The sequence below is a fragment of the Enterobacter sp. CRENT-193 genome, from assembly GCF_002787395.1.
In the GTDB taxonomy this organism is placed as follows: domain Bacteria; phylum Pseudomonadota; class Gammaproteobacteria; order Enterobacterales; family Enterobacteriaceae; genus Enterobacter; species Enterobacter hormaechei_C.
The window spans coordinates 3,581,364-3,608,350 of sequence record NZ_CP024812.1 but is presented as its reverse complement, the minus strand read 5'-3'; the positions used below and the strand labels follow the sequence as shown (position 1 = coordinate 3,608,350).

The following is a 26,987-nucleotide window of genomic DNA, read 5'->3' as shown; positions in this document are numbered from 1 at the left end:
GCTTGAACAGGTAAGAAGTAAGGTGGTTTACGCTCAGGGATAGACTTTTTCTTTGTATTCGCAGAGATCTTCGATAATGCAGGAACCGCAGCGTGGCTTACGGGCAATACAGGTATACCGTCCGTGCAGGATCAGCCAGTGGTGGCAGTCCACCTTAAATTCCGCAGGAACGACTTTTAACAGCTTCTCTTCAACCTCTTCCACGTTTTTACCCGGCGCGAAACGGGTGCGATTTGAGACGCGGAAGATATGGGTATCCACGGCGATGGTCGGCCAGCCAAACGCCGTGTTCAGCACCACATTTGCCGTTTTACGCCCGACGCCCGGCAACGCTTCCAGCGCGGCGCGATCTTCAGGGACTTCACCGCCGTGCTTCTCCAGCAGGATCCGGCAGGTCTTAATGACGTTTTCGGCCTTGCTGTTAAACAGGCCAATGGTCTTGATATAGGATTTCACACCTTCAACGCCCAGCTCCAGCATGGCCTGCGGCGTATTGGCGACAGGGTAGAGCAGGGCCGTGGCTTTATTGACGCTCACGTCCGTCGCCTGTGCAGAGAGCAGCACCGCGATCAACAGTTCAAACGGCGAGTTAAAGTTCAGCTCTGTCGTTGGATGAGGATTCTCATCGCGCAGGCGCGTCAGGATCGCAATGCGTTTCTCTTTATTCATACTGCTTTCTCGGGGATCCCTTCCTGTACGCTGCGTTCAGCGGCGCGGCGTTTACGTTTTTCATCAATCAGGTATTTTAACGCCAGCATCATCCCAAGGCCAATGAAGGCGCCAGGAGGTAGCATGGCCAGCAGAAACGGGGTGTCCGTATGGAACACCTCAATACGCAGCGACTTCGCCCAGCCGCCAAGCAGCGCGTCCGCACCGTCGAAGAGCGTACCGTTGCCCAAAATTTCACGCAGAGAGCCGAGGACGAACATGGCGGCAGTCGCGCCCATGCCGATGGAAAACCCATCCAGCGCGGATATGGCCGGATTGTTTTTCACGGCGAAGGCTTCAGCGCGGCCTACGACAATACAGTTAGTCACGATAAGCGGAATGAAGATCCCGAGCGACTGGTACAGGCCAAATGCGTAAGCGTTAATCAGCATTTGCACGACGCTGACCACCGACGCAATGATCATGACATAAATCGGAATACGGATTTCTGACGGCGTCCAGCGGCGCAAAACAGAAATGGAAAAGTTAGTCAGGGTCAGCACCAGCGTGGTCGCCAGCCCCAGCCCGAGCGCGTTGGTGGCGGTAGACGTCACCGCCAGCAGCGGACATAGCCCCAGCAGCTGCACCAGCGCGGAGTTGTTCTTCCAGAGACCCTGGACGATAACCTCTTTAACCTGGCTCATGGTCACTCCTCACAGGTGGAAAGATGATTGATCTGCGCGGGCAGCGTTTCGGCATACAGCCCGGCGCGCTTTACGGCGTTGACCACCGCGCGCGGAGTAATCGTGGCGCCCGTGAACTGGTCAAATTCGCCGCCATCTTTTTTCACCGCGAAAGCAGGATCGTCCTCGCCATGAATCATCTTTCCGGCGAAGTGTAAGATCCAGTCGCTTAAGCGTGTTTCAATTTTGTCGCCAAGGCCCGGCGTTTCGTGATGCTCCGTCACGCGCGTACCCAGTACGGTGCCGGAAAAATCGCTGCCCACCAGCAGCTGAATCGCACCGGAGTAACCGTCCGGCGCGGTGGCTTCCATGACGGCGCCCACGGGGTTATCTCCCTTGCGGGCAATATAAACGCGATGGGGTCCTTTACCAAGCTGCGGAGCCTGCACGACAAAGCAGCTTTTTTGCAGGTCATTATCGTAGAGATCGGATGGGATCACCTGATCGAACAGCGCTTTTTGCTGCTTCATTGCCTGCTCTGCAATGGTGGTTTTCGTCAGTTCATTTACCAGCGCGGTCAGCCCGGTGAGGGCGGCGGCGAAGATCGCCAGCGTGACGCCGTGTTTTTGCATTGTCTTTAGCATGGCGCGACCCTTAGCGATGACCGTACACGCGTGGACGCGTGTAGTAGTCGATGAGCGGAACGGTGATGTTAGCCAGCAGCACGGCAAATGCCACGCCGTCCGGATAGCCGCCAAAGCTGCGAATAAGCCAGACCAGCAAACCTGCCAGCGCGCCGAAAATCAGACGACCACGGTTGGTGGTAGAGGCGGTGACCGGATCGGTCAGAATAAAGAATGCCCCGAGCATGGTCGCGCCGGAGAGCAGATGGAGCTGCGGGCTGGCCAGTGACTCAGGTGAGATAACCCAGCCGAGCGTCGAGCAGACGGCCAGCGTCACCAGGAAGCTCACCGGAATATGCCAGCGGATCGCCTTCTGTTGCAGCAGGAACACGCCACCCAACAGGTAGGCCAGATTGACCCACTGCCAGCCAGCACCTGCCAGTACGCCGCTGTAAATAGACGATTTCATCACCTGCTCCACGCTTTGTCCGGCACGCAGGGAGGTTTTGAAGGTATCGAGCGGAGTGGCCTGACTGATGCCGTCCACGCCCATGCGAAGCGCGTTCATATCTGCGCCCAGCGCGGTGTGGCCGGTAAAGATAACGTGCAGGGCATCCATAAAGCCGGGCACCGTGGCGGCGATCTCATGCGGCGGCAGCCAGCTGGTCATCTGTACCGGGAAGGAGATCAGCAGTACTACGTAGCCAATCATCGCCGGGTTAAACGGGTTATGGCCCAGCCCGCCGTACAGCTGCTTGGCGATGATCACCGCAAACACCGTTCCCAATACCACCATCCACCACGGGGCGAACGGGGGAATGCTGATGGCCAGCAACAGGCCGGTCAACAGGGCGGAGTTATCGCTCAGGATGCGAGTCACCTCCATTTTGCGCAGCTTCAGGATCGCGGCTTCCGCTGCGACGGCACTGGCGCAACCCAGAACTAACTGGAAAAGCGTACCCCAGCCGAAAAACCAACACTGTACGGCAATACCTGGCAGCGCGGCCAGGCACACCAGCATCATAATACGCGATGTCTGGCGCTGGTTATGGGTATAAGGGGAACTTGCAATTCTGAAAACCATTTAATCCTCGTTAACGGCTTGCTGCGCGGCTTTCTTTGCCTGAACGCGCGCAATCGCGGCGGCGACTGCGGCTTTGCGTGGATCGTCATTAGCGGCCGCAGGCAGTTCGTCCTGCTGTGCCGCTTTTCGTGCTTTGGCACGGGCGATGGCCGCTTCAACGGCGGCTTTACGCGGATCGACAGGGGCTTCACTCTCTTCGGCAGGTTGTAGCTGTGCCGCTTTACGTGCTTTGGCGCGGGCGATAGCGGCTTCAACGGCCGCCTTGCGCGGATCCGTCGCTTCCTGTTCAACCACCACTGTCTGCTGACCGGCTTTGCGGGCTTTTGCCCTGGCAATAGCCGCTTCCACCGCCGCTTTACGCGGGTCGATGTCGGCTTCCGGTTTGGCGTTTTGCGCTTTCTCCGCCTGACGCGCGCGTGCTTCGGCTTTCCGCGCTTCGCGGGCTGCAATCGCTTCGCTGTTGTCCGGTTTTTCTCCCGGAGCGATCACAACCGTCTGGGCGGCGGTGGCTTTCTTCTCGCGTACGCGGGCCAGGGCTGCGTTAATGGCATCCTGATCTTTCGCCGCAGGCTGCACGGCAGCCTGCTTATGGCGTTCCTGACGGGCTTGTTTCTCGCGCTCCAGTCGCGCCTGGCGCGCTTCAAAGCGGGCCTTCGCTTCAGCGGCACGTTTTTCTTCCATGGAGATGGCGTAGATTTCAGCTTTCTCCTGACGGAAATACTGCACCAGCGGAATATTGCTTGGGCAGACCCAGGCGCAGGCACCGCATTCAATACAGTCAGCCAGGTTATGCGCCTGGGCTTTATCGTGCAGCTGGCCTTTGCTGTACCAATACAACTGCTGCGGCAGTAAATCTGCCGGGCATGCGTCCGCACAGGCGCTACAGCGTATGCAACCTTTCTCTTCCTGCGTTTCGCCCATCTCCGTCAGGGAAGGGGCGAGCAGGCAGTTGGTAATCTTCACCACCGGCACATCAAGCCACGGCAGGGTAAAGCCCATCAGCGGGCCGCCCATAATGACCAGTTGATCGCTACCCGGGCAGAAGCCAGCCTGTTCCAGCAGATGACGCACCGGCGTACCCAGACGCGCCCAGATGTTGCCGGGACGGGAGACGGACTCGCCGGTCAGCGTGACGACGCGCTCGGTCAATGGCTCGCCGTCAATCACCGCACGTTTCACCGCGTAGGCAGTCCCCACGTTTTGCATCAGCACGCCGATGTCGGACGAACGGCCTCCGTGGGGGACCTGTTTTCCGGTCAGGATCTGCGTCAGCTGTTTTGCCCCACCGGACGGATATTTGGTCGGGATCACGCGCAGGGCGATATCATGGCTGTCCGCCAGTACCGCACGCAGCATCGAAATGGCCTGCGGTTTATTGTCCTCAATACCGATCAGCACTTCGCGGGGTTGCAGGATATGCGCAAGAATGCGAATACCTTCCACCACCTGCGCGGCACAGTCCTGCATCAGACGGTCATCGGCGGTGATGTACGGTTCGCACTCGGCGGCGTTGATGATCAGCGTTTCGATTTTATCGCCGCCGCCGTGAAGCTTAGCGCCGGTCGGGAAGCCTGCGCCCCCCAGACCCGCCACGCCGAACTGATGAATGCGTTGAATCAGCGCTTCACGGCTGTGGGAACGGTAGTCGCTCCAGCCGTCACGCTCGATCCAGCGGTCTTCACCATCGGCTTCAATGATCACGCTCAGCTCAGACAACGCCGACGGATGGGCAACGGTATGGGGGGCAACAGCCACCACCTTACCGGAAGTCGGGGCATGTATCGGCAACATCCGTCCGCGACCAAAGGTCAGCGGCTGGCCGCGAAGAACGCTATCGCCTTCTTTCACGCACAATTCGCCTTCCGCGCCGATATGCTGTTTCAGGGGCATAACGTAACGGGTCGCCAGCGGGATCTGGCGCAGCGGCGTGCCGTTAGACTGCGATTTCATCTCAGGCGGATGAATGCCGCCGTCGAAATCCCAGATCTTCTCTTTTCTGAAGGCAGAAAATAACTTAAGCATGTTGTTCCACAGGAATATTGCGAACCGGAATGGTCTGAAGGTCCCACTTCCAGTTTTCGGTAGTCGTTTCAACCGGGCGTAGTTCTATACACTGCGTCGGGCAGGGCGCCACGCAGAGATTACAGCCGGTGCACAGATCCGCCACAACGGTATGCATCGCGCGCGTTGCGCCCACAATGGCGTCAACAGGACACGCCTGAATACATTTTGTGCAGCCAATGCAGTTGGCTTCGTCGATAACAGCAAGGGCACGAACAGGCTCCTGGGCCTGTTCATCGCCGTCGACAGGCTGGGGATCGACGTTCAGCAGGGCAGCTATTTTAAGCATGACCGCTTCGCCACCCGGCGCGCAGCGGTTGATCTTTTCTCCCTGCACGCCCACCGCCTCAGCGTAAGGGCGGCAGCCAGGGTAGCCGCACTGCCCGCACTGGCTCTGGGGTAAAAGTTCATCAATTTTTTCAACCACCGGATCGTCCTCCACCGCAAACCGGCGGGAGGCGTAACCCAGAATGATGCCAAAGACGAGTCCCAGCACGCTGATGGACGCGATGGCAATCCAGATAGCACTCATTACAACTTCACCAGACCACTAAAGCCCATAAAGGCCAGAGACATTAAACCTGCGGTCACCAGAGCGATGGCGTTACCGCGAAACGGCGCGGGAATATCCGCCGCGGCCAGACGCTCGCGAATCGAGGCGAACAGGACCATAACAAAAGAAAAACCGACCGCGGCGGAAAAACCATACAGCGCCGATTGCAGGAAATTATGCCCAAGGTTGATATTCAGTAGCGCCACGCCCAGCACCGCACAGTTAGTGGTGATGAGGGGCAGAAAAATACCCAACAGGCGATACAGGGCAGGGCTGGTTTTCCGCACCACCATTTCGGTAAATTGCACCACGACCGCAATGACCAGAATAAAGGCCAAAGTGCGCAGGTAGAGCATGTCGAGCGGGATCAGGATCCAGGTATCAATCAGCCATGCGCAAATGGAGGCCATCGTCATCACGAAGGTGGTTGCCAGCCCCATGCCCATTGCCGTCTCCAGCTTTTTGGAGACGCCCATAAACGGGCACAGGCCAAGGAACTTCACCAGTACGAAGTTATTCACCAGCACAGTTCCGACAAAGAGCAGTAAGTAATCGGTCATTATTTAGCCTGAAATAAAATAGCCGCCTATTATCGGATAAACGACAACAGGCCACAACAGGTTAACTGTAAGGTTATTACGGGTTGACAAAGGTCTTTTTAACGCGCGTCGAACGCTTGAAGTAAGGGACCAGAAGCGCCGTCGCCAGTAGCGGAAACAGTAACTGGCGAACCGCCAGCGCGTCAGACACAGGCGAGAAAGCGAACGCTTTGACAGCCAGCAGCACGGAGACCAGCAGCCAGATAATGTAATGCTTTGGCACGCTTTTGCGGCGTTTGAAGAAGGCGATAGTCAGCCACAGCGTGTAGTACCACATCGCGATCGCGAAAACGAACGACACAAACCACGTCGCAATATTGAGCGCACTCTGGGACATCAGTGTCTGGATTGCATGAGGCGTAACCAGTGCGGTGGTGTAAAGCAACAGCGCCAGTGAAGCGCTTAATAATGCCACCAGCAGCCATGCCAGCGGGGCGATTAACCAGCCCCCAATTCTCTCTCCAGGCAATGCGGTCATACGCTCTCCCATAGTCTGCGCGAAATGTTATACAGAAATTTGCAGGGCGGAGAGTATATAACATTTCACGCCGAAGGCTACTTTCTTATACAACGTAACGCCATACGGATTTAGGCACTTCCCCCACATTGAACAGACGACCGCCAGAGACCAGTTCGGCGCGACGATGGTCAGCAGCGCGGTACATATTGATGATGTCCTGATTATCCGACAGCGTGTAGTTCAGATGGTCAAACAGTTTTTCCAGGCTTTCAAGGGAATTGATCTTGCGAAATTTTAATAAATAGTCCTGAACTGTCATATTAATAAGTTTCCATATAAAAGGGTAATACCCATAAAGGTAATGCGTTCGAATAATAAACGGATTAATAAAGACGTAAACTGTCCACTCGGGTAACGCGACGAAATTAGGAGTTTTCTTTGCGAAGAATCAGGCATCAGGAGATGCCTGAAAGAGAAGGGTAACCCCGTTCATTACGGCTGGCAATATGTTCCATGACGTAATGTGTCACGCTTTATGACGACACGGCTTACTTTTGTTGTGCGACAGTCACAGGCTCCGGCGGCTGGTAGTTATCGATATGGCTGGCAATGCCGAGCAACACGACTGAAACCCCAAGGACAATCCATCCCGCTAATTCAATGATTCGATTAATTATTGACGTCATAATTTGTGTTTGTAATTTATCCATAAATACAGATTACAAATGTTACAGCGCCCTTTTCTTCAGAGCAAGCGCTTTGGGAACGATTCCCCGGCCCCCTATGCGCACTTTAATGCGAGGTAACAAAAAACGCTGTCGTGAGATGCTATTTTAACTCACAGGGCACATTATTAATGTGTGCGTTAAGCACAAGGCCAGTGATAAATAAGCGCACAGCGAGGGGGCAAACGATGAGTGAAAACATCCGCGTCGGTCTTATTGGCTACGGGTACGCAAGCAAAACCTTTCATGCACCGCTGGTTGCCGGCACGCCGGGAATGGAACTGGCGGCCATCACAAGCAGCGATGAGACTAAGGTCCGCGCCGACTGGCCAGCTGTGCCGGTGGTAACGGAGCCTAAGCATCTGTTTAACGATCCTAATATTGACCTTATTGTCATTCCTACCCCTAACGACACTCATTTCCCCCTGGCGAAAGCGGCGCTGGAGGCAGGCAAACATGTTGTTGTCGATAAGCCCTTCACCGTGACGTTGTCACAGGCGCGCGAGCTGGATGCGCTGGCGCGAAGTCTGGGTCGGTTATTATCGGTCTTTCACAACCGGCGCTGGGACAGCGATTTCCTGACGGTCAAAGCGCTGCTCAACGAAGGCACGCTCGGCGAAATTGCCTTTTTTGAGTCGCACTTCGATCGTTATCGTCCGCAGGTGCGAGATCGCTGGCGCGAGCAGGCGGGACCGGGCAGCGGCATCTGGTATGACTTAGCGCCGCATCTTCTCGATCAGGCCGTTCATCTGTTTGGTCTGCCCGTAAGCATGACGGTCGATTTAGCGCAGCTCAGGCCGGGGGCGCAGACCACCGACTATTTCCATGCCATTTTGAGTTATCCGCAGCGGCGCATTGTGCTGCACGGGACAATGCTTGCGGCGGCGGAATCGGCCCGCTATATCATTCATGGGGCGCGCGGCAGCTATGTGAAGTTCGGCCTGGATCCGCAGGAAGAGCGCCTCAAAAATGGCGAACGCTTACCGCAGGAGGACTGGGGCTACGACATGCGCGACGGGGTGGTGACGCGTGCGGAGGGTGAGGCGCTGGTTGAAGAGACGGTATTGACCCTGCCGGGGAACTATCCGGCGTATTACGCCGCCATTCGTGACGCGCTGAACGGTTCAGGTGAAAATCCGGTTCCCGCAAGCCAGGCAATCCAGATTATGGAGCTCATTGAGCTGGGGATCGAATCTGCCAAACATCGCGCAACGCTCTGTCTGGCATAAGTGCCAAACGCTTTCGTAGGCCGGGTAAGCGCAGCGCCACCCGGCAGTAAAGAGGACTACTGAGCAACTTTATCGCGCAGCGCCTGTTTCTCTTCAGGCGTCAGGAAGGCGATCTCCAGCCCGTTGATTTGCGCCTGACGGATCTGCTCGCGGCTCAGCCCGGCCTGCGGCGCGGCGATGTTGTATTCGTGAATAATATCCACGCCCTGAACCGCCGGATCGTCCGTGTTCAGTGAAGCCAGCACCCCGTGTTCAAGGAAGGTTTTCAGCGGGTGTTGCGCCAGCGATGCCACTGTACTGGTCTGAATATTGGAGGTCAGGCAGGATTCGATTCCAATACGTTGTTCGGCGAGGAAATCCATCAGCGCGCGATCTTCAATGGCTTTCACGCCGTGACCTATACGTTCCGCACCCAGTTCACGAATGGCCTGCCAGATGCTTTCCGGCCCCGCGGCTTCGCCTGCATGAACGGTAATATGCCATCCTGCATCACGTGCGCGGTTGAAATGAGACAGGAACAGGCTGCCCGGGAAGCCCAGCTCGTCACCGGCCAGGTCGATGGCGGTGATCTGGTCGCGATGCGCCAGTAATGCTTCCAGCTCCTGAAGACAGGCCGCTTCACCGAAGGTACGGCTCATAATGCCGATCAAACGCGCCTGAACGTCAAAGGTTTTGCAGCCTTCACGCACGCCTTCAATGACCGCTTCAACCACGCCCGCTACGGGGAGATTGTGGGTCATCGCCATATAGCCCGGGGAGAAACGCAGTTCGACATAGTGCAGGCCGTTGCGCGCGGCATCTTCGATGTTTTCAAAGGCGACACGGCGACAGGCATCGACCGAGGCCAGCATCTTCACGCCCCAGTCGAGCTTGCTCAGAAAGCTCACCAGATCCGGTTCGTTCGACGTGACCTGAACATGGGGGATCAGGGTTTCAAGCGTTTCGGCAGGGAGGGTTAAATTGAACTGGCGACCAAGATCGAGAATGGTTTGGGCACGAATGTTGCCGTCGAGGTGGCGGTGAATATCGGTTAAAGGCAGGCGTGTATCAATCATGGTCGCACTCTTTGCTGGTTAAAGTGCGCCATATTATAAAAACAAAACGGGGTAAAAAGCTATTTGCGCAAGGGGATATTCCGTTGCGCAAATGATTTACAGCAGAGTGTTGATGCCGGCGATAAGGCGCTGAACGCCCTGTTCAAGCTTACTACGGGGGCAACCCGCGTTCAGACGAACGTAGCCTTTCCCTTCGGCTCCATAGGTATATCCTGGCATGATGGCCACTTTTTGCTGCTCAATAAGCACCTTTTGCAGCGTATTGTCGTCAATACCGAGCGGGCTGAGATCGACCCAGGCCAGATAGGTTGCCTCGGGCGGTTGCCAGCTGAGTGCCGGAAAAGCACTGTTTAATTCGCGAGCAACATACCACAGATTCTCTTCGAGATAGGTCCGCAGCGCGTCCAGCCAGGGTTCGCCCTGTCGGTAAGCAGCAATATGCGCGGTCAGCGCCAGCACGGAAGGGGAAGAGAGTCCGTCCCGACCTTTTAATGCATTCAGATAGGCGTTACGGCTGGCGTCATCGGCGATAAGCCCCCAGGCGCCCGTCAGCGCCGGAATGTTGAAGCTTTTGGAACCCGAGGTCAGCAGCGCCCATTTACCGCGCGCAACCTCATTCCACGGGGTATGACGATGCTTGCCCCATACCATGTCCATATGAATTTCGTCGCTGATCACCGCTACGTCATAACGTTCACACAGGGCCGCCATTGTGGTCAGCGCCTCCCGAGTCCAGACTTTTCCGGTCGGGTTTTGCGGGCTACACAGCAGCAGAATCGTGTTTTCCGGTTTTGATAGCGCCGCTTCCAGCGAGGCCATATCCCCCTCCCAGCCATGCGCTGTTTTCTGCATCGGCACGGAAACAACGGTACGCTGGTTGCCTTCGATGGCTTTATAAAAGGCATCGTAAGCCGGAGTATGGACCACCACGCCGTCGCCAGGCGAGGACCAGAGGCGGATCAGCTCCGAGACCATATAAATGACCGACGGCCCATACACCACGGTTTCGGTATCAATCTGACTGTTAAAGCGTTGCCGGAACCAGTGCGCCACGGCGGCCAGAAATTCGTCATTTTTCCAGCGACTGTAACCAAACACCCCGTGGTTTATTCGCTGGTGCAGCGCATCGGTAATGCAGGGGGCGGTGGCGAAATCCATATCAGAGATGGTGAAGGGCAGCAGGTCGGCAGCGCCAAAACGGTCAGCGACATAATCCCACTGGGTACACCAGGTGCCGTGTCGATCCACGACGGTTGAAAAATCAAACATGACGGTGCTCCGTAAAGTAAAACCCCCTCATGACGAGGGGGGGCGAGGCATCAGGCTTCGACGGTTCGCATCAGGGTTGCCAGCTCATCCTTCACTGACTGTACCTGCGGGCCAATGACGACCTGCAAATTGTGCTGATTTAACTGTACTACGCCAATAGCCCGGTTAGCTTTAAGTGCGTTGGTATCCACTTTGGACATGTCCGCCACCGACAAACGCAGGCGGGTGATGCAGTTATCCAGAGAGGTAATATTATCCGCACCGCCCAGCGCCGCCAGAATAGCCGGCGTGTTATATCCGGATTTCCCAACGGTACCGGCCACCGCCTGTTCAACGCTGGTGGCCGTATCGGTATCGCGGCCAGGCGTTTTCAGGTTGAAGCGGGTGATGGCGAAGCGGAAGATCCCGTAGTAAACCGCGAACCAGATGGCGGCCACAACCGGCACCAGATACCACTTGGTGGACAGGCCGTGCAGGATACCGAATACCACGAAGTCAATCACGTTACCGTCGGTGTTACCGATGGTCACACCGAGCACAGCCATCACGGTAAAGCCCAGGCCCGTCAGTACGGCGTGGATGAGGTACAGTACCGGTGCCACGAACAGGAACAGGAACTCGATAGGTTCTGTCGTACCGCCCACCACGCAGGCAATAACGCCGGAGATCAGCAGACCTTTAATTTTATGACGATTTTCCGGACGGGCACAGTGGTACATCGCCAGCGCAGCACCCGGCAGGCCGCCGAGGAAGGCAGGCATTTTACCCTGAGAAAGGAAACGCGTCGCACTTTCAGAGAAGCCGTGAGTGGTCGGGCAGCTCAGCTGGGCCTGGAAGATGGTCAGCGCGCCGCTAACGGAATGACCGCAAACGTCCATGGTGCCGCCTGCTTCCGTAAAGCGGATCAGGGCAACCAGGATGTGCTGTAAACCAAACGGTAGCAGCAGACGTTCACCCGTACCGAAAATCATCGGGCCGAAATCACCCGCGCCGTTGATAATGCGGCCAATCCCGGTGATCCCCATGGCAAAAATCGGCCAAATCAGAGGGATGATCAGACCAAACAGACCCATCACAACCAGCGTAATGATTGGCACAAAGCGGGTCCCGCCGAAGAAGGCCAGCGCATCGGGCAGGCGGATGTTGTGGAAGCGCTCGTGCAGCATCCAGATAATCACCCCCGCGATCACGGCTCCAAGGATCCCGGTATCGATGGACTGAATACCAATCACGCTCTGAATGTTATTGGCTTTCAGTACCGCCGCGTCGGTCGTCGGCAGGATCCCTTTGGCGGTCAGCCAGAAGTTAACCGCAAGGTTCATGACCGCATAGCCAACGAAGCCCGCAAACGCCGCCACGCCTTTGTTTTCGCGCGCCAGACCCAGAGGAATGGCGATACAGAACATTACCGGCAAGAAGCTAAAGGCAAACGATCCGACCTTGCTCATCCAGATGAAGATCGCCTGAAGTACCGGATTTCCCAGGAAAGGGATCAGAGTAATGACGTCATGACTGCTTAACGAGCTGCCGATCCCCAGCATAATCCCGCAAAAAGAGAGAAGCGCCACGGGCAGCATAAAGGTTTTACCCAGTTGCTGGAAAAACTCCCACAGCGATATTTTTTGTGCTGCTTTCGTCGTCATAAAACGACTCCTTAAAGGGTAGAAAGAGATTTAACGACCTCGATGGGGCGAGAAGATAAAACGTTTTATCAAACTTTAGTGCGCGCTAAATCACATTCTCAGGCTTTTACTGGTAGTATAAAGATAACGTATTGATAAAACGTTTTAGCGATCTCATTATCAAGGAGTCACGCCACCACATGGCTGTAGCGAAAAAGATCACCATCAACGATGTCGCGCTGGCGGCGGGGGTTTCCGTCAGCACCGTTTCGCTGGTATTAAGCGGGAAGGGGCGCATCTCTCCTGCAACGGGTCAGCGCGTCAACGAGGCCGTTGAGCAGTTGGGCTTTGTGCGTAATCGCCAGGCGTCGGCGCTGCGCGGTGGGCAAAGCGGGGTGATAGGGCTGATCGTTCGCGATCTCGCGTCGCCGTTTTATGCAGAACTGACCGCCGGGCTGACCGAGGCGCTTGAAGCGCAGGGGCGAATGGTTTTCCTGCTCCACGGTGGGCGCGAACCGGAGCAACTGCTCTCCAGGCTGGATTTGCTGCTGACGCAAGGGGTGGATGGGGTGATCGTGGCCGGCGCGTCCGGCGTGGGCAGTGAATTGTGTGAGCGCGCGGCGCAGAAAGGCGTACCGCTGGTGTTTGCGTCGCGCGCCAGCTATCTCGACGAAGCCGATACCCTTCGGCCAGATAACATGCAGGCCGCGCAAATGCTGACCGAGCATCTTATTCATCGCGGCCATCAGCGCATCGCTTGGCTCGGCGGTAAAAGCTCGTCCCTGACGCGTGCCGAGCGGGTGGGCGGTTACTGCTCCACGCTCATCAAATATGGCCTGCCGTTTCACAGCGAATGGGTGGTGGAGTGTGAATCCAGCCAGAAAAAAGCCGCGGAAGCCATCGGCACGCTGCTTCGCAACAGCCCGACGATCAGCGCGGTGATTTGCTATAACGACGTTATTGCGATGGGGGCGTGGTTCGGCTTGATCCGCGCCGGACGCCAGAGCGGTGAGGGCGGGGTAGAAACGTTCTTCGGCCATCAGGTGGCGCTGGGGGCGTTTGCAGATGTCGGTGAAAATGCGTTAGACGATCTCCCCATCGTCTGGGCGACGACGCCGGCTCGTGAAATGGGGTACACCCTGGCAGAACGAATTATGCAGCGCATTGAAAATACGGACGTGCAGGCCGGGCATCAGATTGTGGCTGCGCGCTTAGTGACGGTGAAGTAAACGCTTTGCTTGCACGGGCCTACAACGGCTCAGGATCGGAGGCCGGGTAAGCGTCAGCGCCACCCGGCAATAAAAAATCCCTCATGCGAGGGGTTTTTCGTTTACTGCTGCGGTACTGCCGGCGGCGCAGCCGGTTCGGCCGGTTCAGGCATGCCCAGCGTCGGCATACCAAACATACCGACAAACTCTTCCAGCGGCATTTTGTCGCCGTTGAGCGTCACCTGGCCATTAGCATATTGCAGGCTGGTGGAAATGGTGTTGTCTTCCACCTTCGTGATGCGGAACATCTGGCCCATCGCCGCCAGGCCTTTCACCTGTTGGTTTGCCAGTTTACCTGCATCTTCTTCACCATACCCTTCGAGTTTCGCAATCTGCGTCATGAACTCGGTTGCCATATCCATCGGGATGGTCAGCTTGCTGTCGAGCGATTTCACGCTGCGGTCAACTTCCTGCGCGAGGGTCTGCGGCTCGCTGGTCGTGGCTGCCGGATCCTTCAGGAACAGCGACAGGTTGAAGTTGGTTTCGCCTTTGCCGTTTTTCCAGCTCAGTGGCGCAACGGTAATCACCGGCTCGCCCTTCAGCAGGATCGGCAGGTTATTAAACAGCACCGTCATCGCCTGCTGCTGGTAAGCCTGTGGGTTCTGTTGCAGGGCGGCATCGGTCAGCAGAGCCTGGCTCTCTTTACTGTATTTCTGACTGAATTCGTGCCACGCCTGGCCGTCAATGTTGCCGATTTTCAGGGACAACTTACCGGTACCCAGATCCTGATTCTGTACTTTCAGGCTTTTCAAGCTGTAATCTAGCTGGGTGTTGATGCTTTTACCGTCTTTGGACACGTCAGACTTACCGTCCAGATCCATGCCTTCAAGCACCGCCATCTCTTTGCCTTCGATCGCAATGGCGATCTTATCGAGGCTCAGTTTCTGGTCGCCGATACGCTCATCAAAATCAGTCATACGGCTATTGCCGCTGGCTTTCAGGTTGTTGAAGGTAAGCTGCACCTTCTGGTTATATTCATTGACTGAATTCATCAGGCCGCTGGCGGCATCGCCGGTCAGGGAGACATTCTTGCCGTCGCGATCGGCATCAAGCTGGAAATTACCGCCGCTGAAGGCGACTTTATCAGTGCCTTGTTCGTAATTCAGGGCTTTCAGGTCGATGTCGGAATGCGTATCACCGGCATAGCTGATGCGGGTATTGATCTCAAACGGCGACTCATTTTTCGCCATATCGAAAATCGGCTTCGTCACCTCGTTATTCACCAGTACGGTTCTGGCGGATGCCATAGAGGGGATCAGGTTAAACTTTTTCAACTGCGCCAGCGGGAACGGACCGTGGCTGACCACTTCATCCAGCACCACGCTCTGGCCCGGTTTCAGCCAGGCGCTCTGATTACCCGCAACCGGCTTCACCACCACCTGCATATGGCTGGTAAACACGCCACGCTGGTAGTTCTGATAGCTCAGCTCCAGACCTGCTTCAGGCGCGCTGCGCTTAATCTCGCTGTTTGCCTGCGTCATCATCTCTGCCAGACGGCTTTCCAGCTGTTTCCCGGTATACCAGGAAGCACCCGTCCAGATCACGCCTAAAGCAACAATCACTCCTACCGCTACGACCGATTTTTTCATTGCGATTATCCCTAAAATGAAACCAGGCGGTTAAAACCGCCTGGTGTTACAACGCCTGTTACTAGCTTAGCAAGAGTTGTTAAAAAATTCAGTAAGTCCCTAAAGCTTATTAAAAACACGCGCCAGGCGACCGGTGCCGCTCACCCGGACAGGCGACTCGTTTGCTGCGACAAAGGCGGATTCACCCGGTTTGAGCACCAGACGCTCGCTATCTTTGTGCAACGTCGCTTCGCCTTCCACACAGAACAGGATCGCGGCGCTCTCCTGTGCAATGGCGGTTTCGTCTGCGCTGAGGTCGTGCAGGGAGAAGGCAAAATCGTCAACCGGAATCGGGAAGTCCAGCTCTGCGCCGTTTTTCACCGGCTGAGTAAGCAGCTCCGCAGCAGGTTTCGCCACAAACTTCACGTTGGCAACCAGCTCAGGGATGTCGATGTATTTTGGCGTCAGGCCCGCGCGCAGTACGTTATCGGAGTTAGCCATCACCTCCAGTGCCACGCCGTTGAGGTAGGCGTGCGGGGTTTCAGCGAACAGGAACATCGCTTCGCCCGGGTTGAGCTTCACCACGTTCAGCAGCAGCGGAGAGAAGAGGCCGCTGTCGTCCGGATAAAACGCGGAAATTACGCGAATGGTGTCCCATGGCTCACCCTGCTGGCTGTTCAGCGCGGCTTTCAGCACCGCCAGCGCGTGGGATTTTTCCTCGCCCTGCATATTCAGCAGGCTGGCAAACAGCTCGCTCAAGGCTTCTGCGTTCGGGTTTTCAAGGAAGTGGGCGATCGCGTTGTGAGCCCCGGCGACCGGTTGCAGCAGGGAGATGATCTCGGAAAACTCGCGGAAGGCATTCATCGCCAGGAAAGGGGTAAGGGCGAAAACCAGTTCCGGCTTGTGGTTAGGATCTTTGTAGTTACGCTCTGCGGCGTCTAACGGAATACCGGCGGCATTTTCTTTGGCAAAGCCCAGCTCAGAGGCTTTTTTGTTCGGGTGAACCTGAATGGAGAGCGGCTGGTCGGCGCACAATACCTTGAACAGAAACGGCAGCTCACCAAAACGATTCGCCACTTTATCGCCGAGCAGTGCGGCTTTGTCGGCGTCGATGACGTCACGCAGGCTGCGAACCTGACCGCTGGCATCTTCAATTTTTGAGCTGCTCTTCGGGTGCGCGCCCATCCACAGCTCTGCCATCGGCAGGTTGTCCGGGTTGGCGATACCGTAGAGATCCGTTAACGCAGTTTTACTTCCCCAGGCGTAGTTTTGCACTGAGTTGATGAGTTTTTGCATTATCAAGCCCTGATTCATATGTGGAATTAACTCCGCGTATTAAAGCAATAAACCGAATGGAAGTAACCTGCGGATGTAAAAAGTCGTACTAGTCTCAGTTTTTGTTAAAAAATTGTGTAGGATAAGCTGACTCGCTTTTAAGCCGGGCAGCGGAACATCTGCCCTGAATAAACAGACCGAAGCAGTAAGTGAGAGAACAATGTCGAATAAACCCTTCCATTATCAGGATCCTTTCCCCCTCAGTCAGGATCAGACCGAGTATTATCTGTTAACCCGCGATTACGTTACTGTCTCTGAGTTTGAAGGGCAGGAGATCCTCAAAGTTGACCCGCAGGGGCTGACGTTGCTGGCGCAGCAAGCCTTCCATGATGCTTCCTTTATGCTCCGTCCGGGGCATCAGCAGCAGGTTGCTGATATCCTGAGCGACCCGGAAGCCAGCGAGAACGATAAGTACGTTGCCCTGCAATTCCTGCGTAACTCTGATATCGCGGCGAAAGGCATTCTGCCGACCTGCCAGGACACCGGCACGGCGATTATCACCGGTAAAAAAGGCCAGCGCGTCTGGACCGGCGGCGGTGACGAAGCGGCGCTGGCGCGCGGCGTTTACAATACCTACACCGAAGACAACCTGCGCTATTCGCAAAACGCGGCGCTGGATATGTACAAAGAGGTGAACACCGGCACTAACCTGCCTGCGCAGATTGACCTCTACAGCGTCGACGGTGACGAGTACAAATTCCTCTGCATCGCCAAAGGCGGCGGTTCAGCCAACAAAACCTATCTTTACCAGGAAACCAAAGCGCTGCTTACCCCGGGCAAGCTGAAGAACTACCTGGTCGAGAAGATGCGTACCCTCGGCACCGCGGCCTGCCCGCCGTACCATATCGCATTTGTGATTGGCGGTACGTCTGCCGAAAGCACCCTGAAAACCGTTAAGCTGGCCTCAACCAAATACTACGATGGCCTGCCAACGGAAGGTAACGAACATGGTCAGGCGTTCCGCGACGTGCAGCTTGAGCAGGAACTGCTGGCCGAAGCGCAGAACCTGGGGCTGGGCGCGCAGTTTGGCGGCAAATACTTCGCGCATGACATTCGCGTGATCCGCCTGCCGCGCCACGGTGCTTCCTGTCCGGTGGGGATGGGCGTTTCCTGTTCAGCGGACCGTAACATCAAAGCGAAGATCAACCGCGACGGCATCTGGATCGAGAAGCTGGAGAACAACCCGGGCAAATACATCCCTGAAGAACTGCGTAAAGCGGGCGAGGGGGAAGCGGTTCGCGTGGACCTGAATCGTCCGATGAAAGAGATTCTGGCGCAGCTTTCGCAGTATCCGGTCTCGACCCGTCTATCCCTGAACGGGACGATTATCGTGGGCCGCGACATCGCCCATGCGAAGCTGAAAGAGCGCCTGGACAACGGCGAAGGGCTGCCGCAGTACATTAAAGATCACCCGATCTACTACGCAGGTCCGGCAAAAACGCCTGATGGATATGCTTCCGGCTCGTTAGGCCCAACCACGGCGGGCCGTATGGACTCCTACGTCGACCAGTTGCAGGCCAACGGCGGCAGCATGATCATGCTGGCGAAAGGCAACCGCAGCCAGCAGGTGACGGACGCGTGCCACAAGCACGGCGGCTTCTACCTCGGTAGCATCGGTGGCCCGGCGGCGGTGCTGGCGCAGGGCAGTATCAAGAGCCTTGAGTGCGTGGAGTACCCGGAACTGGGTATGGAAGCGATCTGGAAAATTGAAGTGGAAGACTTCCCGGCGTTCATCCTCGTGGATGACAAAGGTAACGACTTCTTCAAACAGATCCAGTCTTCCCAGTGTTCGGCGTGTGTGAAGTAATTCTGTAAATTGCCGGGTGGCGCTGACGCTTAACCGGCCTACATACTCGTAGGTCGGGTAAGGCGCAGCCGCCACCCGACATCAAAAAGAGCGCACAAAGCGCCATAACGTTTCTCAGAAGTCATCAATACTTATCTCTTAAGCATGTGAGCAATCCCATCTTTGTTATCAAGGATTAAGTAATGACAATGCATCGCCGCGAGAAAGACTCCATGGGCGCCATCGACGTCCCGGCCGACAAGCTATGGGGCGCACAAACCCAGCGTTCGCTGGAGCATTTTCGCATTTCGACAGAGAAAATGCCCGTCTCGCTAATCCAGGCGCTGGCGTTGACCAAACGCGCTGCCGCCAAAGTCAATCAGGATCTGGGCCTGCTGGATGCCGATAAAGCCACCGCCATCATCAATGCCGCCGACGAAGTGCTGGCGGGCAAACATCCCGACGAATTCCCCCTTGCCATCTGGCAGACCGGCTCAGGCACCCAGAGCAACATGAACATGAACGAGGTGCTGGCGAACCGCGCAAGCGAGCTGCTTGGCGGCGTGCGCGGCATGGAGCGCAAGGTCCACCCGAACGATGACGTGAACAAAAGCCAGAGTTCCAACGACGTGTTCCCGACGGCCATGCACGTGGCGGCCGTCATCGCAATCCACGAGCAGCTTATACCGCAGCTCAACGTGCTTAAATCTACGCTTAACGAGAAAGCGCAGGCCTTCCGCGACATCGTTAAAATTGGTCGTACGCACCTTCAGGACGCCACGCCGCTGACGCTCGGCCAGGAGATCTCCGGCTGGGTGGCGATGCTGGAGCACAACCTTAAGCATATCGACAACAGCCTGCCGCATCTGGCGGAGCTGGCGCTCGGCGGAACGGCGGTGGGCACTGGGTTAAACACCCATCCCGAGTACGCGGTGCGCGTGGCCGAAGAGCTGGCGAAGATTACCGGGCAGCCGTTTGTTACCGCTCCGAATAAGTTTGAAGCGCTGGCGACCTGTGATGCCCTGGTGCATACCCATGGCGCGCTGAAAGGGCTGGCGGCCTCGCTGATGAAAATCGCCAACGACGTGCGCTGGCTGGCCTCCGGCCCGCGCTGCGGCATCGGCGAAATCAGCATTCCGGAAAACGAGCCGGGCAGCTCCATTATGCCGGGTAAAGTGAACCCGACCCAGTGCGAAGCCATGACCATGCTGTGCTGTCAGGTGATGGGTAATGACGTGGCGGTTAACATGGGCGGCGCGTCGGGTAACTTCGAGCTTAACGTCTATCGTCCGATGGTGATCCACAACGTACTGCAATCGATTCGTCTGCTGGCCGATGGCATGGAGAGCTTTAACGAGCACTGCGCGGTGGGCATTGAGCCTAATCGCGAGCGAATCAGCCAGCTGCTGAATGAGTCTCTGATGCTGGTAACGGCGCTGAACACCCATATTGGTTATGACAAAGCGGCCGAAATCGCTAAAAAAGCGCACAAAGAGGGGCTTACCCTGAAAGCCTCTGCGCTGGCGCTGGGCTACCTGACGGACGCCGAGTTTGATGCCTGGGTCCGACCGGAAGCGATGGTGGGCAGCCTCAGATAATCACTGCGCCACATACAGGTGCAGCCGCGGAATAATCAGCTGTAGCGGCTGCGCCTGGGGTTTATAGCGATGCTGAACGTTTTCAGCATCGTAGTTCAGCAGTTCCCCGATATCCGGCACCACCGCACCCTGATCGGCATCATAGAGCGCAATCAGCGGCGTCGGGCAGGCGTATTGCACCTGCTTTTGTTGACCGGCATACCAGACACGGGCGATAGGCTGCACCTTCACCGGACGCTTTATTTTAAGACGGGTATCAGCTGGCAGGGAGGCAATGCTGTGGTACTCCTGCTCCAGCCGTTCAATCCACTGTTCCCGCGACCACGGGGCGACCGTTCGCGGCGATTTCAGGCTTTTTTCCAGCTGCGCCAGGATCTCGTCCCGCGCGAAATTTTTAATGATGTGCTTGTTGGCCCAGCCGAAGCGCAGCGTGGCGGGGTGGCGCAGTACCGTCAGCGTGCGGTAGGCATTCAGGGTGATCAGCCCCGGAAGCTGGCGATGCACCCATTCAAAACGGGCAGCCGGTGCCAGCCCGGACTCAACGGTTACAATCCTCTCAAAGGCGGCTTTCAGCGTATTGATATGCGTAATCTGCGCCTCAATTCCTTCACGCGTTGCGGCATCCGTTTGCAGGCAGATGACGCCGGGCAGGCGAACGGCGGCCTTACTGCTGCGATTTTCGGACTGCTGCTGGATGAAAAGGCGACGATAGTGCTGCAACGTCATTTCCAGCGCCGCCTTGCCAACATGCTGCGTCACCTCAATGGTGTTCAGCGGGTCGTGCTCTGCGCCTTTTGCCACCTCGGGCAGGGAAAAGACGCGGGCGGCCAGCAGGCGGCAGTCCTGAAGTTGCCCCGTGAGGGTCAGTAACGCCTGCTCTATTTCCCGAAATGTGGTGTTAAGCCTTTCGATGAGATCGTAAGTTGTCATGGCAGCCCTTAATTAGTTACAACATACTATTGATATAGCACAACACGCCGGGTCAGGCCAGCGTGCGGTTTAGGTCAGGCAGGTACGGGAAGGGGAATGTTGTGATAGATCGGCCAGCTAAAGACGAACCGGGCCCCACCCAGCTCGCTCGCTTCGCAGCGAACCGAACCGCCCATCGCCTGGGCAATAGAACGGACAATAGCCAGCCCCAGACCACAGCCGCCGGTAGCCCGGTCGCGGCTGGGATCGAGGCGCACAAACGGCTCAAAAACTTTTTCACGCTCCGCCGGCTCAATGCCGGGGCCATCGTCTTCCACACACAGAATCGCCTGGCTTCCCTGCAAATCTAAACCTATGCGCAGCGTCGTTTCGCTGTAGCGCATGGCGTTGTTCATCAGATTATCCAGCACGCGTTCCATCAGGCGCATGTCCAGTGCGCCGTACGCGCCGGGGGTAATGGCTGTCAGCAGTTTTCGCTGAGGGTTAACGCTCTGCACATCGTTAATATGCGTCTGTAGCCAGACGGGGAGATCCGGTGTACTGAGGTGCAACTCCGTCTGAGGCCGATCGAGGCGGGCATAGGTCAGCAGCTCTTCAATCAGCGCTTCAAGCTGGCCAATATCCCGATTGAGCGCCTGCGATTCCGCCCCGGTGAGGTTCTCGCTCATCTCCAGGCGATAACGCAGGCGTACCAGCGGAGTGCGCAGTTCATGCGCAATGCCATCGATCAGCTGCTTCTTGCTGGCAATCAGGGCGTTGATGTTATCGGCCATCTGGTTAAAGGCAATACCGAGCCGGTCAAAACTGGAACCACTGTCGAAATGTATGCGTTCAGTTAAATGACCCTCCCCAAAACGCTGTGCGGCGGATTCCAGTTTCAGCATGTCCTGCCAGTGCGGTCGCATCCAGATGAATACAGGGAAAGCGAGCGAGATGGCAATAAAGCCCAGCAGGGCGAGATCCAGCAGGCGCATCTGGTGCAGGTAATAGAGATAGGGCACCGGCCCGACGGCCAGGACATAATGGCTGCGCGGAATACGCTGAATGAAGGTATATTTCTCGTCCAGCGCGACGATGTCTCCATCGCGCAGACGCTGCATCGCAGGCGGCGCTAAATCAAAATCCTTCATGGGTTCGATATGCAGATCAAACGACAGATTCAGATCCAGCTCTTTTAACGTGCGCGCCCAGTCATGAGGTGGTATTTCTCGCAACTCGCTACGCATCAGGTAGAGCGAGCTTTTCATCAGATCGTCGAGGGATTGTCTGCCCGCGCGCTCTGCGGTGAATTTGTAGACCAGCCCGACCAGCATGGTCATCACCAGAAAGCAGACAAACAGCAGAAGGTAAAACTGCACAAACAGCTTTTTCATTAATCTCACCGAAACAGGGGCTTCACTACACGTCTTTTACCAGCAGGGTCGCCATGGGCGCAAGTCAGGCATGATGAGTTGAAAAGGGTAATTGTCGAGAGGTATTTCAGCGCGGCATCGCTTTATTCCATCAATGCCCGGAAAATCCGTTTACGTTTCAGTTAAACGCGTTTATTTACGATTGCGTATTATTGATCCGTAATAACAATGACAAAGGCCACCTGCGGGTGGCTTTATTTAATGGCGTTAACCAGCGAGAGGGATCCGGCACAAACGGTGCGACAGAAATAATTAGCGTTGTAACCTGAGCATTATCGAACTTCGTTAATGTCTGGATTTAGCTGTGCTGACAATCAGTGGATTCGTGGTAAACCCATGCGGGCATTTCCGCGCGTTGCAATGCACCGCGTATGTGCATATCTCTTCTTGCTGGTTTCGGTTGTATGGGCATGCCATCTTGTTTTTAATTTCACTCCATAACATCTCGTTATAAGGTGATATGTTATATATCGATATAGGCTTGAACACACCATTAATGAAGACGCCATTTTTTGTCGGATATATTCTGTCACCGGGGTACAAATAGACATCGCTTTCATACCAAATAATGAGTTTCAAGAACTTGAGTCCCAAGATGCTTGAATAAACGATTCCCGTATTAGGACAAATTACCGAGCTAATGACTCTCCATGACATTGCTATACCTCTTTCATTAAATAATTGAGAGAGTATAAGGTTTAGCATGAGAATTAGATATCTGCAAACACGTAAGCCATTGAAAAAGATCGATATTATTTATACGCTTTCCACTATCCCCTTTGTTTTCAAAAAGATAAGATAATGATTAAAGCAATTGTAAAGATTATTTTTAGCCCAATGTGCTTTTAAGTGACGGATTTTTGATCGATGATGGCGCCTGCACTGCTGAATATATATTGTACTACAGCACTGAAATACATTAGGAATACTTTTGTTTAGGCGAAAAATGCCCCACGAAATAGCATACAAGGAAGGAATGTGAACAAGGGATATTTTATAACTGACGATGCATATAATCGATAACTTTCGACGGGTACTGATAATAATTCCGATGCATCGTGAGTTATTTTTCGAATATTCCTGTTTTGTTCCTTTTTTCAGGTTTCCCAGGCGTGCGGTGCAAACAGATAGCCCTTATTGCGTACGGTTTTAATGCGGTAAGGTTCCGTGGCGTTATCCAGCAGTTTTTTACGCAGACGCGAAATCGCCACATCAACGCTACGATCCATTCCGTCGTAACTTACGCCGCGCAGATTTTTCAGTAATGCATCCCGGTCCATAATTTGACCGGCATGGGTTGCCAGCTCCCACAGCAGGTCAAAATCTGCGGTTGAGAGCGCAATCAGCTCCCCGGAAAGCATAACCTGTCGGTTGACCGGGTCGATAGAAAGCGTGCCGAAGCGCATCGCTTTGTGCGGCGTTAAAGAGGGGGCAGACGCTTCACGCTCCGCGCCGCTGGCACGCTGACGCAGATGGAGGCGCAAACGGGCAAGCAGGACTGCCGGCGGCGTGGTTTTCAGGATGTAGTCATTCGCGCCCATCTCAAGCGACAGAATATGATTCATATCGCTGTCGAGAGAGGTCAGCAGCACGATCGGACCGTCCCACTTCGTGCGCAGATCCCGGCATAGCGTCATACCATCTTTTCCGGGCAGCATGATGTCCAGCAACACAAGGTCCGGATTTTCGCGGGTCACGACGTCTTCAGCGCGATCGCCACGAGGCTCGACAACCACTTCCATATCATGTTTACCCAGATAAGCGGCGATCAGTTGCCCCACCTCGGGTTCATCTTCAACATAAACAATCTTATTCATACAACGTCTGTCATCGCAAAAAACGTCAACATACACCGCGCAATCTTAACCTTCCATTAATCTTTCAAAATTAGCCGGACTTCCGTTATCCTGCACGGGAATGTTATTTGATTGTTAAGGGAAAAGAATGGGGCTGGTGATAAAAGCCACGCTGGGTGCGCTGGTCGTGCTGCTGATTGGGGTGCTGGCTAAAACGAAGAACTACTACATTGCCGGGCTGATCCCGCTGTTTCCCACCTTTGCGTTAATCGCGCACTATATTGTGGCCTCTGAGCGGGGTATTGAGGCGCTGCGCGCCACCATTGTGTTCGGGATGTGGTCGATCATCCCGTATTTTATCTATCTGCTGTCGCTGTGGTACTTCACCGGTTTTCTGCGTCTGCCCTTGGCGCTGGGCGGGGCGGTGGTCTGTTGGAGCCTCAGCGCCTGGGTGCTTATCTTCTTCTGGAGCCGCTTTCACTAGCGCAGCGGGCGGCCACCGTCCACGGCAAACGTTCGGCCCGTGACGTAACAGCTGGTCAGCAGATAATCGATCAGGTCGATCACCTCTTTCTCACCGGGCGCAATTTTCATTAACGACTTGTTGAGCGCCTGCTGACGATACTCGGCATCATCGCCTTCGTTAAATAAAATCATCGCCGGAGCAATCGCGTTGACCTTTACCTCGGGCGCCAGCTTGCGTGCGAAAGAGCGGGTCATATTATCCAGGGCGGCTTTGCTGGCCGCATAGGCGATGTGTTTGTCGCTTCCTCGCTCTACCACGTAATCGGTGAAATGGATAATGTCGCCTGCGGCATGACCGTGTCCGCGCAGCAGATCCTGTAGGGCATGGTTGAGCAGATAAGGCGCATTAACGTGGATCTGCATCATGCAGGCGAGCGTTTCGCTGAGCGAATGTCCTGCTTTTTCAGGAAGCCAGGTACTGGCATTGTGAATAACCGCCCGCAGCCCGTGGGTGGTCGATTTCACTTTGTCCGCGAAGGCGAGTATACCTTCATCCGTGGAGAAATCCGCCTGAATGCATACTGCTCCGGCATTTCGTAGACCTTCAATGGAGGGATATTCCGTGCGGTAACTGACGATAACCGGATGGCGAAGGTTGAGAAAGTGATGGGCGAGGGCGAGGCCGATGCGACGGCCTGCGCCAGTGATCAATATTGGGCGTTGCTGCGTGTGTCCCATCGTAATCTCCTTTTCAGTTCAACAATGGGACAGGCGACGCTATCCCATTAACATCCACGTTGCCGGTACGGCAGCGACTAACAGCAAACCTATCAACGCCATTTCGCGGCGCTTAAGGGCATTATCAAGCTGATGCGTACGGCGAGCGTAGATAAACACCAGCAGGCCCGGTGCGTAGAGCACCACGGACAGCAGCAGATGCATCGGTCCGGAAGCATACAACAACCATAGACCGTAAATACAGGCGCCGACACCTACCGCATAGTGTGCCGGGCGGGTCGCAATTTTTAACAGATATGCGCCCACTAAGAAATAGGGTACCAGAATCATCTCGGAGGCGATGGTCAGCAGCGTGTTATAGTCCGATCCTGTGAGCCAGATCAGCACCAGACAGACCTGCACGCTGATGTTGGTGAGCCACAAAGAGGCCGATGGCGCACTGTTTTTGTTCTGACGGGCAAACAGGCGCGGGAACGCTTTATGCGTGGCGGCCAGGAACGGCACTTCCGCTGCCATAATGGTCCAGCTCAGATAGGCGCCGCAAACGGAGACAATCAGACCCGCCGCGATAATCACGTCTCCCCAGGGACCCAACATTTTCACCATCAGCCCGGCCATGGACGGGTTACGCATTTCCGCCAGTTCAGGGCGTGCCACCACGCCGAGCGACAACAGCGTCACCAGCAGATAAACGCCCAGCGCCGCCAGTACGGCCAGCAGCGTGGCGCGTCCCACGTCGCGCTTGTTACGCGCGCGGGCAGAGACTACGACGGCACCTTCAACGCCGATGAACACCCACAGGGTGATCAGCATGGTATTTTTCACCTGTTCCCAGACGGGAACGCCCAGCGCAATGCCGCTGAAATCGAGCGTAAAGACATCGAGACGGAAGGCGAGGAAGGCCAGCACGACGAACAGGCCAAGCGGCACAAGCTTGGCCAGCGTTGCCACGAGGTTAATGCTGGCCGCGGTCTGGACGCCGCGCAAAATCAGCCAGTGAACAATCCACAGCAGTACCGAGGCGCCGACGATGGACTGCCAGGTATTACCGTCGCCAAACAGGCGCAGTTCGGGCGTATCGGTAAAGAAGCTGAGCGCCGAGAAGACGATAACCAGATAGGAGACGTTGGCGATCACCGCGCACAGCCAGTAACCCCAGGCGGAGCAGAAGCCGATCAGCTCGCCGAAACCTTCCCGGGCGTAAGTGAATATTCCGCCGTCCAGATCCGGTCGGATACGGGTCAGCAGCAGCATGGCGAATGCCAGCAGCAAAATCCCAACACCGGTAATGCCCCAGCCAATCAGTAATGCGGCCGGGCTGGCGACGGCCGCCATGTTCTGCGGCAAACTGAATACGCCCGCGCCCAGCATTGAGCTCAATACAAGTGCAGTTAACGCACTCAGGCCAAGTTTCTTTTCCATTGGCTTCCTGTTATGAAAAGTCCAAATCCAGAATAATTATTTCGCTAAGGCGCATAAA

Annotated in this window: 26 protein-coding genes; 5 read left to right on the top strand and 21 right to left on the bottom strand. The window is 55.7% G+C overall.

What is annotated here, in order from left to right; translation table 11 throughout:
• Positions 1 to 33 precede the first annotated feature (33 nt).
• The 10 genes from nth to blr form a co-directional block, all read right to left on the bottom strand.
• On the bottom strand, positions 34 to 669 hold the full coding sequence (nth, locus tag CU081_RS17900; protein ID WP_003857594.1) for an endonuclease III: 636 nt from the start codon (positions 667 to 669) through the stop codon (positions 34 to 36).
• On the bottom strand, positions 666 to 1,352 hold the full coding sequence (locus CU081_RS17895) for an electron transport complex subunit E (protein WP_003857592.1): 687 nt from the start codon (positions 1,350 to 1,352) through the stop codon (positions 666 to 668). Before CU081_RS17895 ends, nth begins: the two co-directional genes overlap by 4 nt.
• A 2-nt stretch (positions 1,353 to 1,354) precedes the next feature.
• Positions 1,355 to 1,975: an electron transport complex subunit RsxG gene (rsxG, locus tag CU081_RS17890; RefSeq protein ID WP_003857590.1), complete on the bottom strand. Its 621-nt coding sequence runs from the start codon at positions 1,973 to 1,975 to the stop codon at positions 1,355 to 1,357.
• A 10-nt stretch (positions 1,976 to 1,985) separates the two neighbouring features.
• Entirely contained in the window at positions 1,986 to 3,038 is a 1,053-nt protein-coding gene (gene rsxD / locus CU081_RS17885) for an electron transport complex subunit RsxD (RefSeq protein WP_022650946.1), read from the bottom strand.
• Positions 3,039 to 5,060, bottom strand: coding sequence for an electron transport complex subunit RsxC (rsxC, locus tag CU081_RS17880; protein WP_022650947.1), 2,022 nt, complete (start codon positions 5,058 to 5,060; stop codon positions 3,039 to 3,041).
• Entirely contained in the window at positions 5,053 to 5,631 is a 579-nt protein-coding gene (gene rsxB, locus CU081_RS17875) for an electron transport complex subunit RsxB (RefSeq protein ID WP_003857583.1), read from the bottom strand. Before rsxB ends, rsxC begins: the two co-directional genes overlap by 8 nt.
• A complete protein-coding gene (gene rsxA / locus CU081_RS17870; protein ID WP_003857582.1) occupies positions 5,631 to 6,212 on the bottom strand; it encodes an electron transport complex subunit RsxA in 582 nt (193 codons plus the stop codon). Before rsxA ends, rsxB begins: the two co-directional genes overlap by 1 nt.
• A gap of 76 nt (positions 6,213 to 6,288) precedes the next feature.
• Entirely contained in the window at positions 6,289 to 6,729 is a 441-nt protein-coding gene (locus CU081_RS17865; RefSeq protein WP_015570663.1) for a DUF2569 domain-containing protein, read from the bottom strand.
• An 85-nt stretch (positions 6,730 to 6,814) separates the two neighbouring features.
• Positions 6,815 to 7,030 (bottom strand): transcription modulator YdgT, encoded by a 216-nt coding sequence (gene ydgT, locus CU081_RS17860; protein WP_000217941.1) that lies wholly within the window; start codon positions 7,028 to 7,030, stop codon positions 6,815 to 6,817.
• 229 nt (positions 7,031 to 7,259) lie between these two features.
• Entirely contained in the window at positions 7,260 to 7,385 is a 126-nt protein-coding gene (blr, locus tag CU081_RS17855) for a division septum protein Blr (protein ID WP_151884424.1), read from the bottom strand.
• Between the two features lie 239 nt (positions 7,386 to 7,624).
• Here blr and CU081_RS17850 point away from each other — a divergent pair, with 239 nt between their 5' ends.
• Positions 7,625 to 8,665, top strand: a complete 1,041-nt coding sequence (locus tag CU081_RS17850) for an oxidoreductase (RefSeq protein ID WP_003857576.1) — start codon at positions 7,625 to 7,627, stop codon at positions 8,663 to 8,665.
• Positions 8,666 to 8,721: 56 nt separating this feature from the next.
• Here the strand turns inward: CU081_RS17850 and add are convergent, their stop codons facing one another.
• The 3 genes from add to malX all read right to left on the bottom strand — a co-directional run bounded on the left by add (position 8,722) and on the right by malX (position 12,632).
• Positions 8,722 to 9,720 (bottom strand): adenosine deaminase, encoded by a 999-nt coding sequence (add, locus tag CU081_RS17845; protein WP_015570661.1) that lies wholly within the window; start codon positions 9,718 to 9,720, stop codon positions 8,722 to 8,724.
• Between the two features lie 96 nt (positions 9,721 to 9,816).
• Positions 9,817 to 10,989: a MalY/PatB family protein gene (locus CU081_RS17840; RefSeq protein WP_022650948.1), complete on the bottom strand. Its 1,173-nt coding sequence runs from the start codon at positions 10,987 to 10,989 to the stop codon at positions 9,817 to 9,819.
• A gap of 50 nt (positions 10,990 to 11,039) precedes the next feature.
• Complete coding sequence (malX, locus tag CU081_RS17835) at positions 11,040 to 12,632, bottom strand: maltose/glucose-specific PTS transporter subunit IIBC (protein ID WP_023324552.1); 1,593 nt, start codon at positions 12,630 to 12,632, stop codon at positions 11,040 to 11,042.
• 179 nt (positions 12,633 to 12,811) lie between these two features.
• Here malX and CU081_RS17830 point away from each other — a divergent pair, with 179 nt between their 5' ends.
• Positions 12,812 to 13,840: a Mal regulon transcriptional regulator MalI gene (locus tag CU081_RS17830; RefSeq protein ID WP_003857568.1), complete on the top strand. Its 1,029-nt coding sequence runs from the start codon at positions 12,812 to 12,814 to the stop codon at positions 13,838 to 13,840.
• A 101-nt stretch (positions 13,841 to 13,941) separates the two neighbouring features.
• On the opposite strand, the gene CU081_RS17825 is transcribed toward CU081_RS17830, so the two are convergent.
• Positions 13,942 to 15,468, bottom strand: coding sequence for a YdgA family protein (locus tag CU081_RS17825; protein WP_003857566.1), 1,527 nt, complete (start codon positions 15,466 to 15,468; stop codon positions 13,942 to 13,944).
• 99 nt (positions 15,469 to 15,567) lie between these two features.
• The gene (manA, locus tag CU081_RS17820; RefSeq protein WP_003857564.1) at positions 15,568 to 16,743 is read right to left on the bottom strand and encodes a mannose-6-phosphate isomerase; all 1,176 of its coding nucleotides are present in this window, start codon (positions 16,741 to 16,743) and stop codon (positions 15,568 to 15,570) included.
• A gap of 199 nt (positions 16,744 to 16,942) precedes the next feature.
• Here manA and fumA point away from each other — a divergent pair, with 199 nt between their 5' ends.
• Together fumA and fumC are read left to right on the top strand one after the other, a co-directional pair.
• A complete protein-coding gene (fumA, locus tag CU081_RS17815; protein WP_003857562.1) occupies positions 16,943 to 18,589 on the top strand; it encodes a class I fumarate hydratase FumA in 1,647 nt (548 codons plus the stop codon).
• A gap of 182 nt (positions 18,590 to 18,771) precedes the next feature.
• Positions 18,772 to 20,166, top strand: a complete 1,395-nt coding sequence (fumC, locus tag CU081_RS17810) for a class II fumarate hydratase (protein ID WP_003857560.1) — start codon at positions 18,772 to 18,774, stop codon at positions 20,164 to 20,166.
• On the opposite strand, the gene tus is transcribed toward fumC, so the two are convergent.
• The 4 genes from tus to rstA form a co-directional block, all read right to left on the bottom strand.
• Positions 20,167 to 21,096 carry a DNA replication terminus site-binding protein gene (gene tus / locus CU081_RS17805; protein ID WP_003857559.1) on the bottom strand — a complete coding sequence of 310 codons (930 nt, stop codon included), beginning with the start codon at positions 21,094 to 21,096 and terminating at the stop codon, positions 20,167 to 20,169.
• A gap of 74 nt (positions 21,097 to 21,170) precedes the next feature.
• Positions 21,171 to 22,469 (bottom strand): two-component system sensor histidine kinase RstB, encoded by a 1,299-nt coding sequence (rstB, locus tag CU081_RS17800; protein ID WP_022651038.1) that lies wholly within the window; start codon positions 22,467 to 22,469, stop codon positions 21,171 to 21,173.
• Between the two features lie 324 nt (positions 22,470 to 22,793).
• The gene (gene iraM, locus CU081_RS17795; protein WP_003857554.1) at positions 22,794 to 23,165 is read right to left on the bottom strand and encodes an anti-adapter protein IraM; all 372 of its coding nucleotides are present in this window, start codon (positions 23,163 to 23,165) and stop codon (positions 22,794 to 22,796) included.
• A gap of 440 nt (positions 23,166 to 23,605) precedes the next feature.
• Positions 23,606 to 24,325 carry a two-component system response regulator RstA gene (gene rstA / locus CU081_RS17790; RefSeq protein WP_003857553.1) on the bottom strand — a complete coding sequence of 240 codons (720 nt, stop codon included), beginning with the start codon at positions 24,323 to 24,325 and terminating at the stop codon, positions 23,606 to 23,608.
• A gap of 127 nt (positions 24,326 to 24,452) precedes the next feature.
• Here rstA and CU081_RS17785 point away from each other — a divergent pair, with 127 nt between their 5' ends.
• Positions 24,453 to 24,788, top strand: coding sequence for a GlpM family protein (locus tag CU081_RS17785; protein ID WP_003857551.1), 336 nt, complete (start codon positions 24,453 to 24,455; stop codon positions 24,786 to 24,788).
• On the opposite strand, the gene folM is transcribed toward CU081_RS17785, so the two are convergent.
• Positions 24,785 to 25,507 carry a dihydromonapterin reductase gene (gene folM, locus CU081_RS17780; RefSeq protein WP_003857550.1) on the bottom strand — a complete coding sequence of 241 codons (723 nt, stop codon included), beginning with the start codon at positions 25,505 to 25,507 and terminating at the stop codon, positions 24,785 to 24,787. The two genes, CU081_RS17785 and folM, sit on opposite strands and share 4 nt — an antisense overlap.
• 39 nt (positions 25,508 to 25,546) lie before the next feature.
• Positions 25,547 to 26,929 carry an amino acid permease gene (locus CU081_RS17775; protein ID WP_003857548.1) on the bottom strand — a complete coding sequence of 461 codons (1,383 nt, stop codon included), beginning with the start codon at positions 26,927 to 26,929 and terminating at the stop codon, positions 25,547 to 25,549.
• Positions 26,930 to 26,987 lie beyond the last annotated feature (58 nt).

What these genes read in the sequence shown, in the direction of transcription:
- rstA (WP_003857553.1), bottom strand. Translation starts at nt 24,325, where the DNA reads ATGAATAAGATTGTTTATGTTGAAGATGAACCCGAGGTGGGGCAACTG.
- iraM (WP_003857554.1), bottom strand. Translation starts at nt 23,165, where the DNA reads ATGTCATGGAGAGTCATTAGCTCGGTAATTTGTCCTAATACGGGAATC.
- ydgT (WP_000217941.1), bottom strand. Translation starts at nt 7,030, where the DNA reads ATGACAGTTCAGGACTATTTATTAAAATTTCGCAAGATCAATTCCCTT.
- CU081_RS17840 (WP_022650948.1), bottom strand. Translation starts at nt 10,989, where the DNA reads ATGTTTGATTTTTCAACCGTCGTGGATCGACACGGCACCTGGTGTACC.
- CU081_RS17825 (WP_003857566.1), bottom strand. Translation starts at nt 15,468, where the DNA reads ATGAAAAAATCGGTCGTAGCGGTAGGAGTGATTGTTGCTTTAGGCGTG.
- rsxB (WP_003857583.1), bottom strand. Translation starts at nt 5,631, where the DNA reads ATGAGTGCTATCTGGATTGCCATCGCGTCCATCAGCGTGCTGGGACTC.
- fumA (WP_003857562.1), top strand. Translation starts at nt 16,943, where the DNA reads ATGTCGAATAAACCCTTCCATTATCAGGATCCTTTCCCCCTCAGTCAG.
- nth (WP_003857594.1), bottom strand. Translation starts at nt 669, where the DNA reads ATGAATAAAGAGAAACGCATTGCGATCCTGACGCGCCTGCGCGATGAG.
- manA (WP_003857564.1), bottom strand. Translation starts at nt 16,743, where the DNA reads ATGCAAAAACTCATCAACTCAGTGCAAAACTACGCCTGGGGAAGTAAA.
- rsxD (WP_022650946.1), bottom strand. Translation starts at nt 3,038, where the DNA reads ATGGTTTTCAGAATTGCAAGTTCCCCTTATACCCATAACCAGCGCCAG.
- tus (WP_003857559.1), bottom strand. Translation starts at nt 21,096, where the DNA reads ATGACAACTTACGATCTCATCGAAAGGCTTAACACCACATTTCGGGAA.
- malX (WP_023324552.1), bottom strand. Translation starts at nt 12,632, where the DNA reads ATGACGACGAAAGCAGCACAAAAAATATCGCTGTGGGAGTTTTTCCAG.
- CU081_RS17865 (WP_015570663.1), bottom strand. Translation starts at nt 6,729, where the DNA reads ATGACCGCATTGCCTGGAGAGAGAATTGGGGGCTGGTTAATCGCCCCG.
- rstB (WP_022651038.1), bottom strand. Translation starts at nt 22,469, where the DNA reads ATGAAAAAGCTGTTTGTGCAGTTTTACCTTCTGCTGTTTGTCTGCTTT.
- CU081_RS17785 (WP_003857551.1), top strand. Translation starts at nt 24,453, where the DNA reads ATGGGGCTGGTGATAAAAGCCACGCTGGGTGCGCTGGTCGTGCTGCTG.
- rsxC (WP_022650947.1), bottom strand. Translation starts at nt 5,060, where the DNA reads ATGCTTAAGTTATTTTCTGCCTTCAGAAAAGAGAAGATCTGGGATTTC.
- folM (WP_003857550.1), bottom strand. Translation starts at nt 25,507, where the DNA reads ATGGGACACACGCAGCAACGCCCAATATTGATCACTGGCGCAGGCCGT.
- CU081_RS17775 (WP_003857548.1), bottom strand. Translation starts at nt 26,929, where the DNA reads ATGGAAAAGAAACTTGGCCTGAGTGCGTTAACTGCACTTGTATTGAGC.
- CU081_RS17850 (WP_003857576.1), top strand. Translation starts at nt 7,625, where the DNA reads ATGAGTGAAAACATCCGCGTCGGTCTTATTGGCTACGGGTACGCAAGC.
- rsxG (WP_003857590.1), bottom strand. Translation starts at nt 1,975, where the DNA reads ATGCTAAAGACAATGCAAAAACACGGCGTCACGCTGGCGATCTTCGCC.
- add (WP_015570661.1), bottom strand. Translation starts at nt 9,720, where the DNA reads ATGATTGATACACGCCTGCCTTTAACCGATATTCACCGCCACCTCGAC.
- CU081_RS17895 (WP_003857592.1), bottom strand. Translation starts at nt 1,352, where the DNA reads ATGAGCCAGGTTAAAGAGGTTATCGTCCAGGGTCTCTGGAAGAACAAC.
- fumC (WP_003857560.1), top strand. Translation starts at nt 18,772, where the DNA reads ATGACAATGCATCGCCGCGAGAAAGACTCCATGGGCGCCATCGACGTC.
- CU081_RS17830 (WP_003857568.1), top strand. Translation starts at nt 12,812, where the DNA reads ATGGCTGTAGCGAAAAAGATCACCATCAACGATGTCGCGCTGGCGGCG.
- rsxA (WP_003857582.1), bottom strand. Translation starts at nt 6,212, where the DNA reads ATGACCGATTACTTACTGCTCTTTGTCGGAACTGTGCTGGTGAATAAC.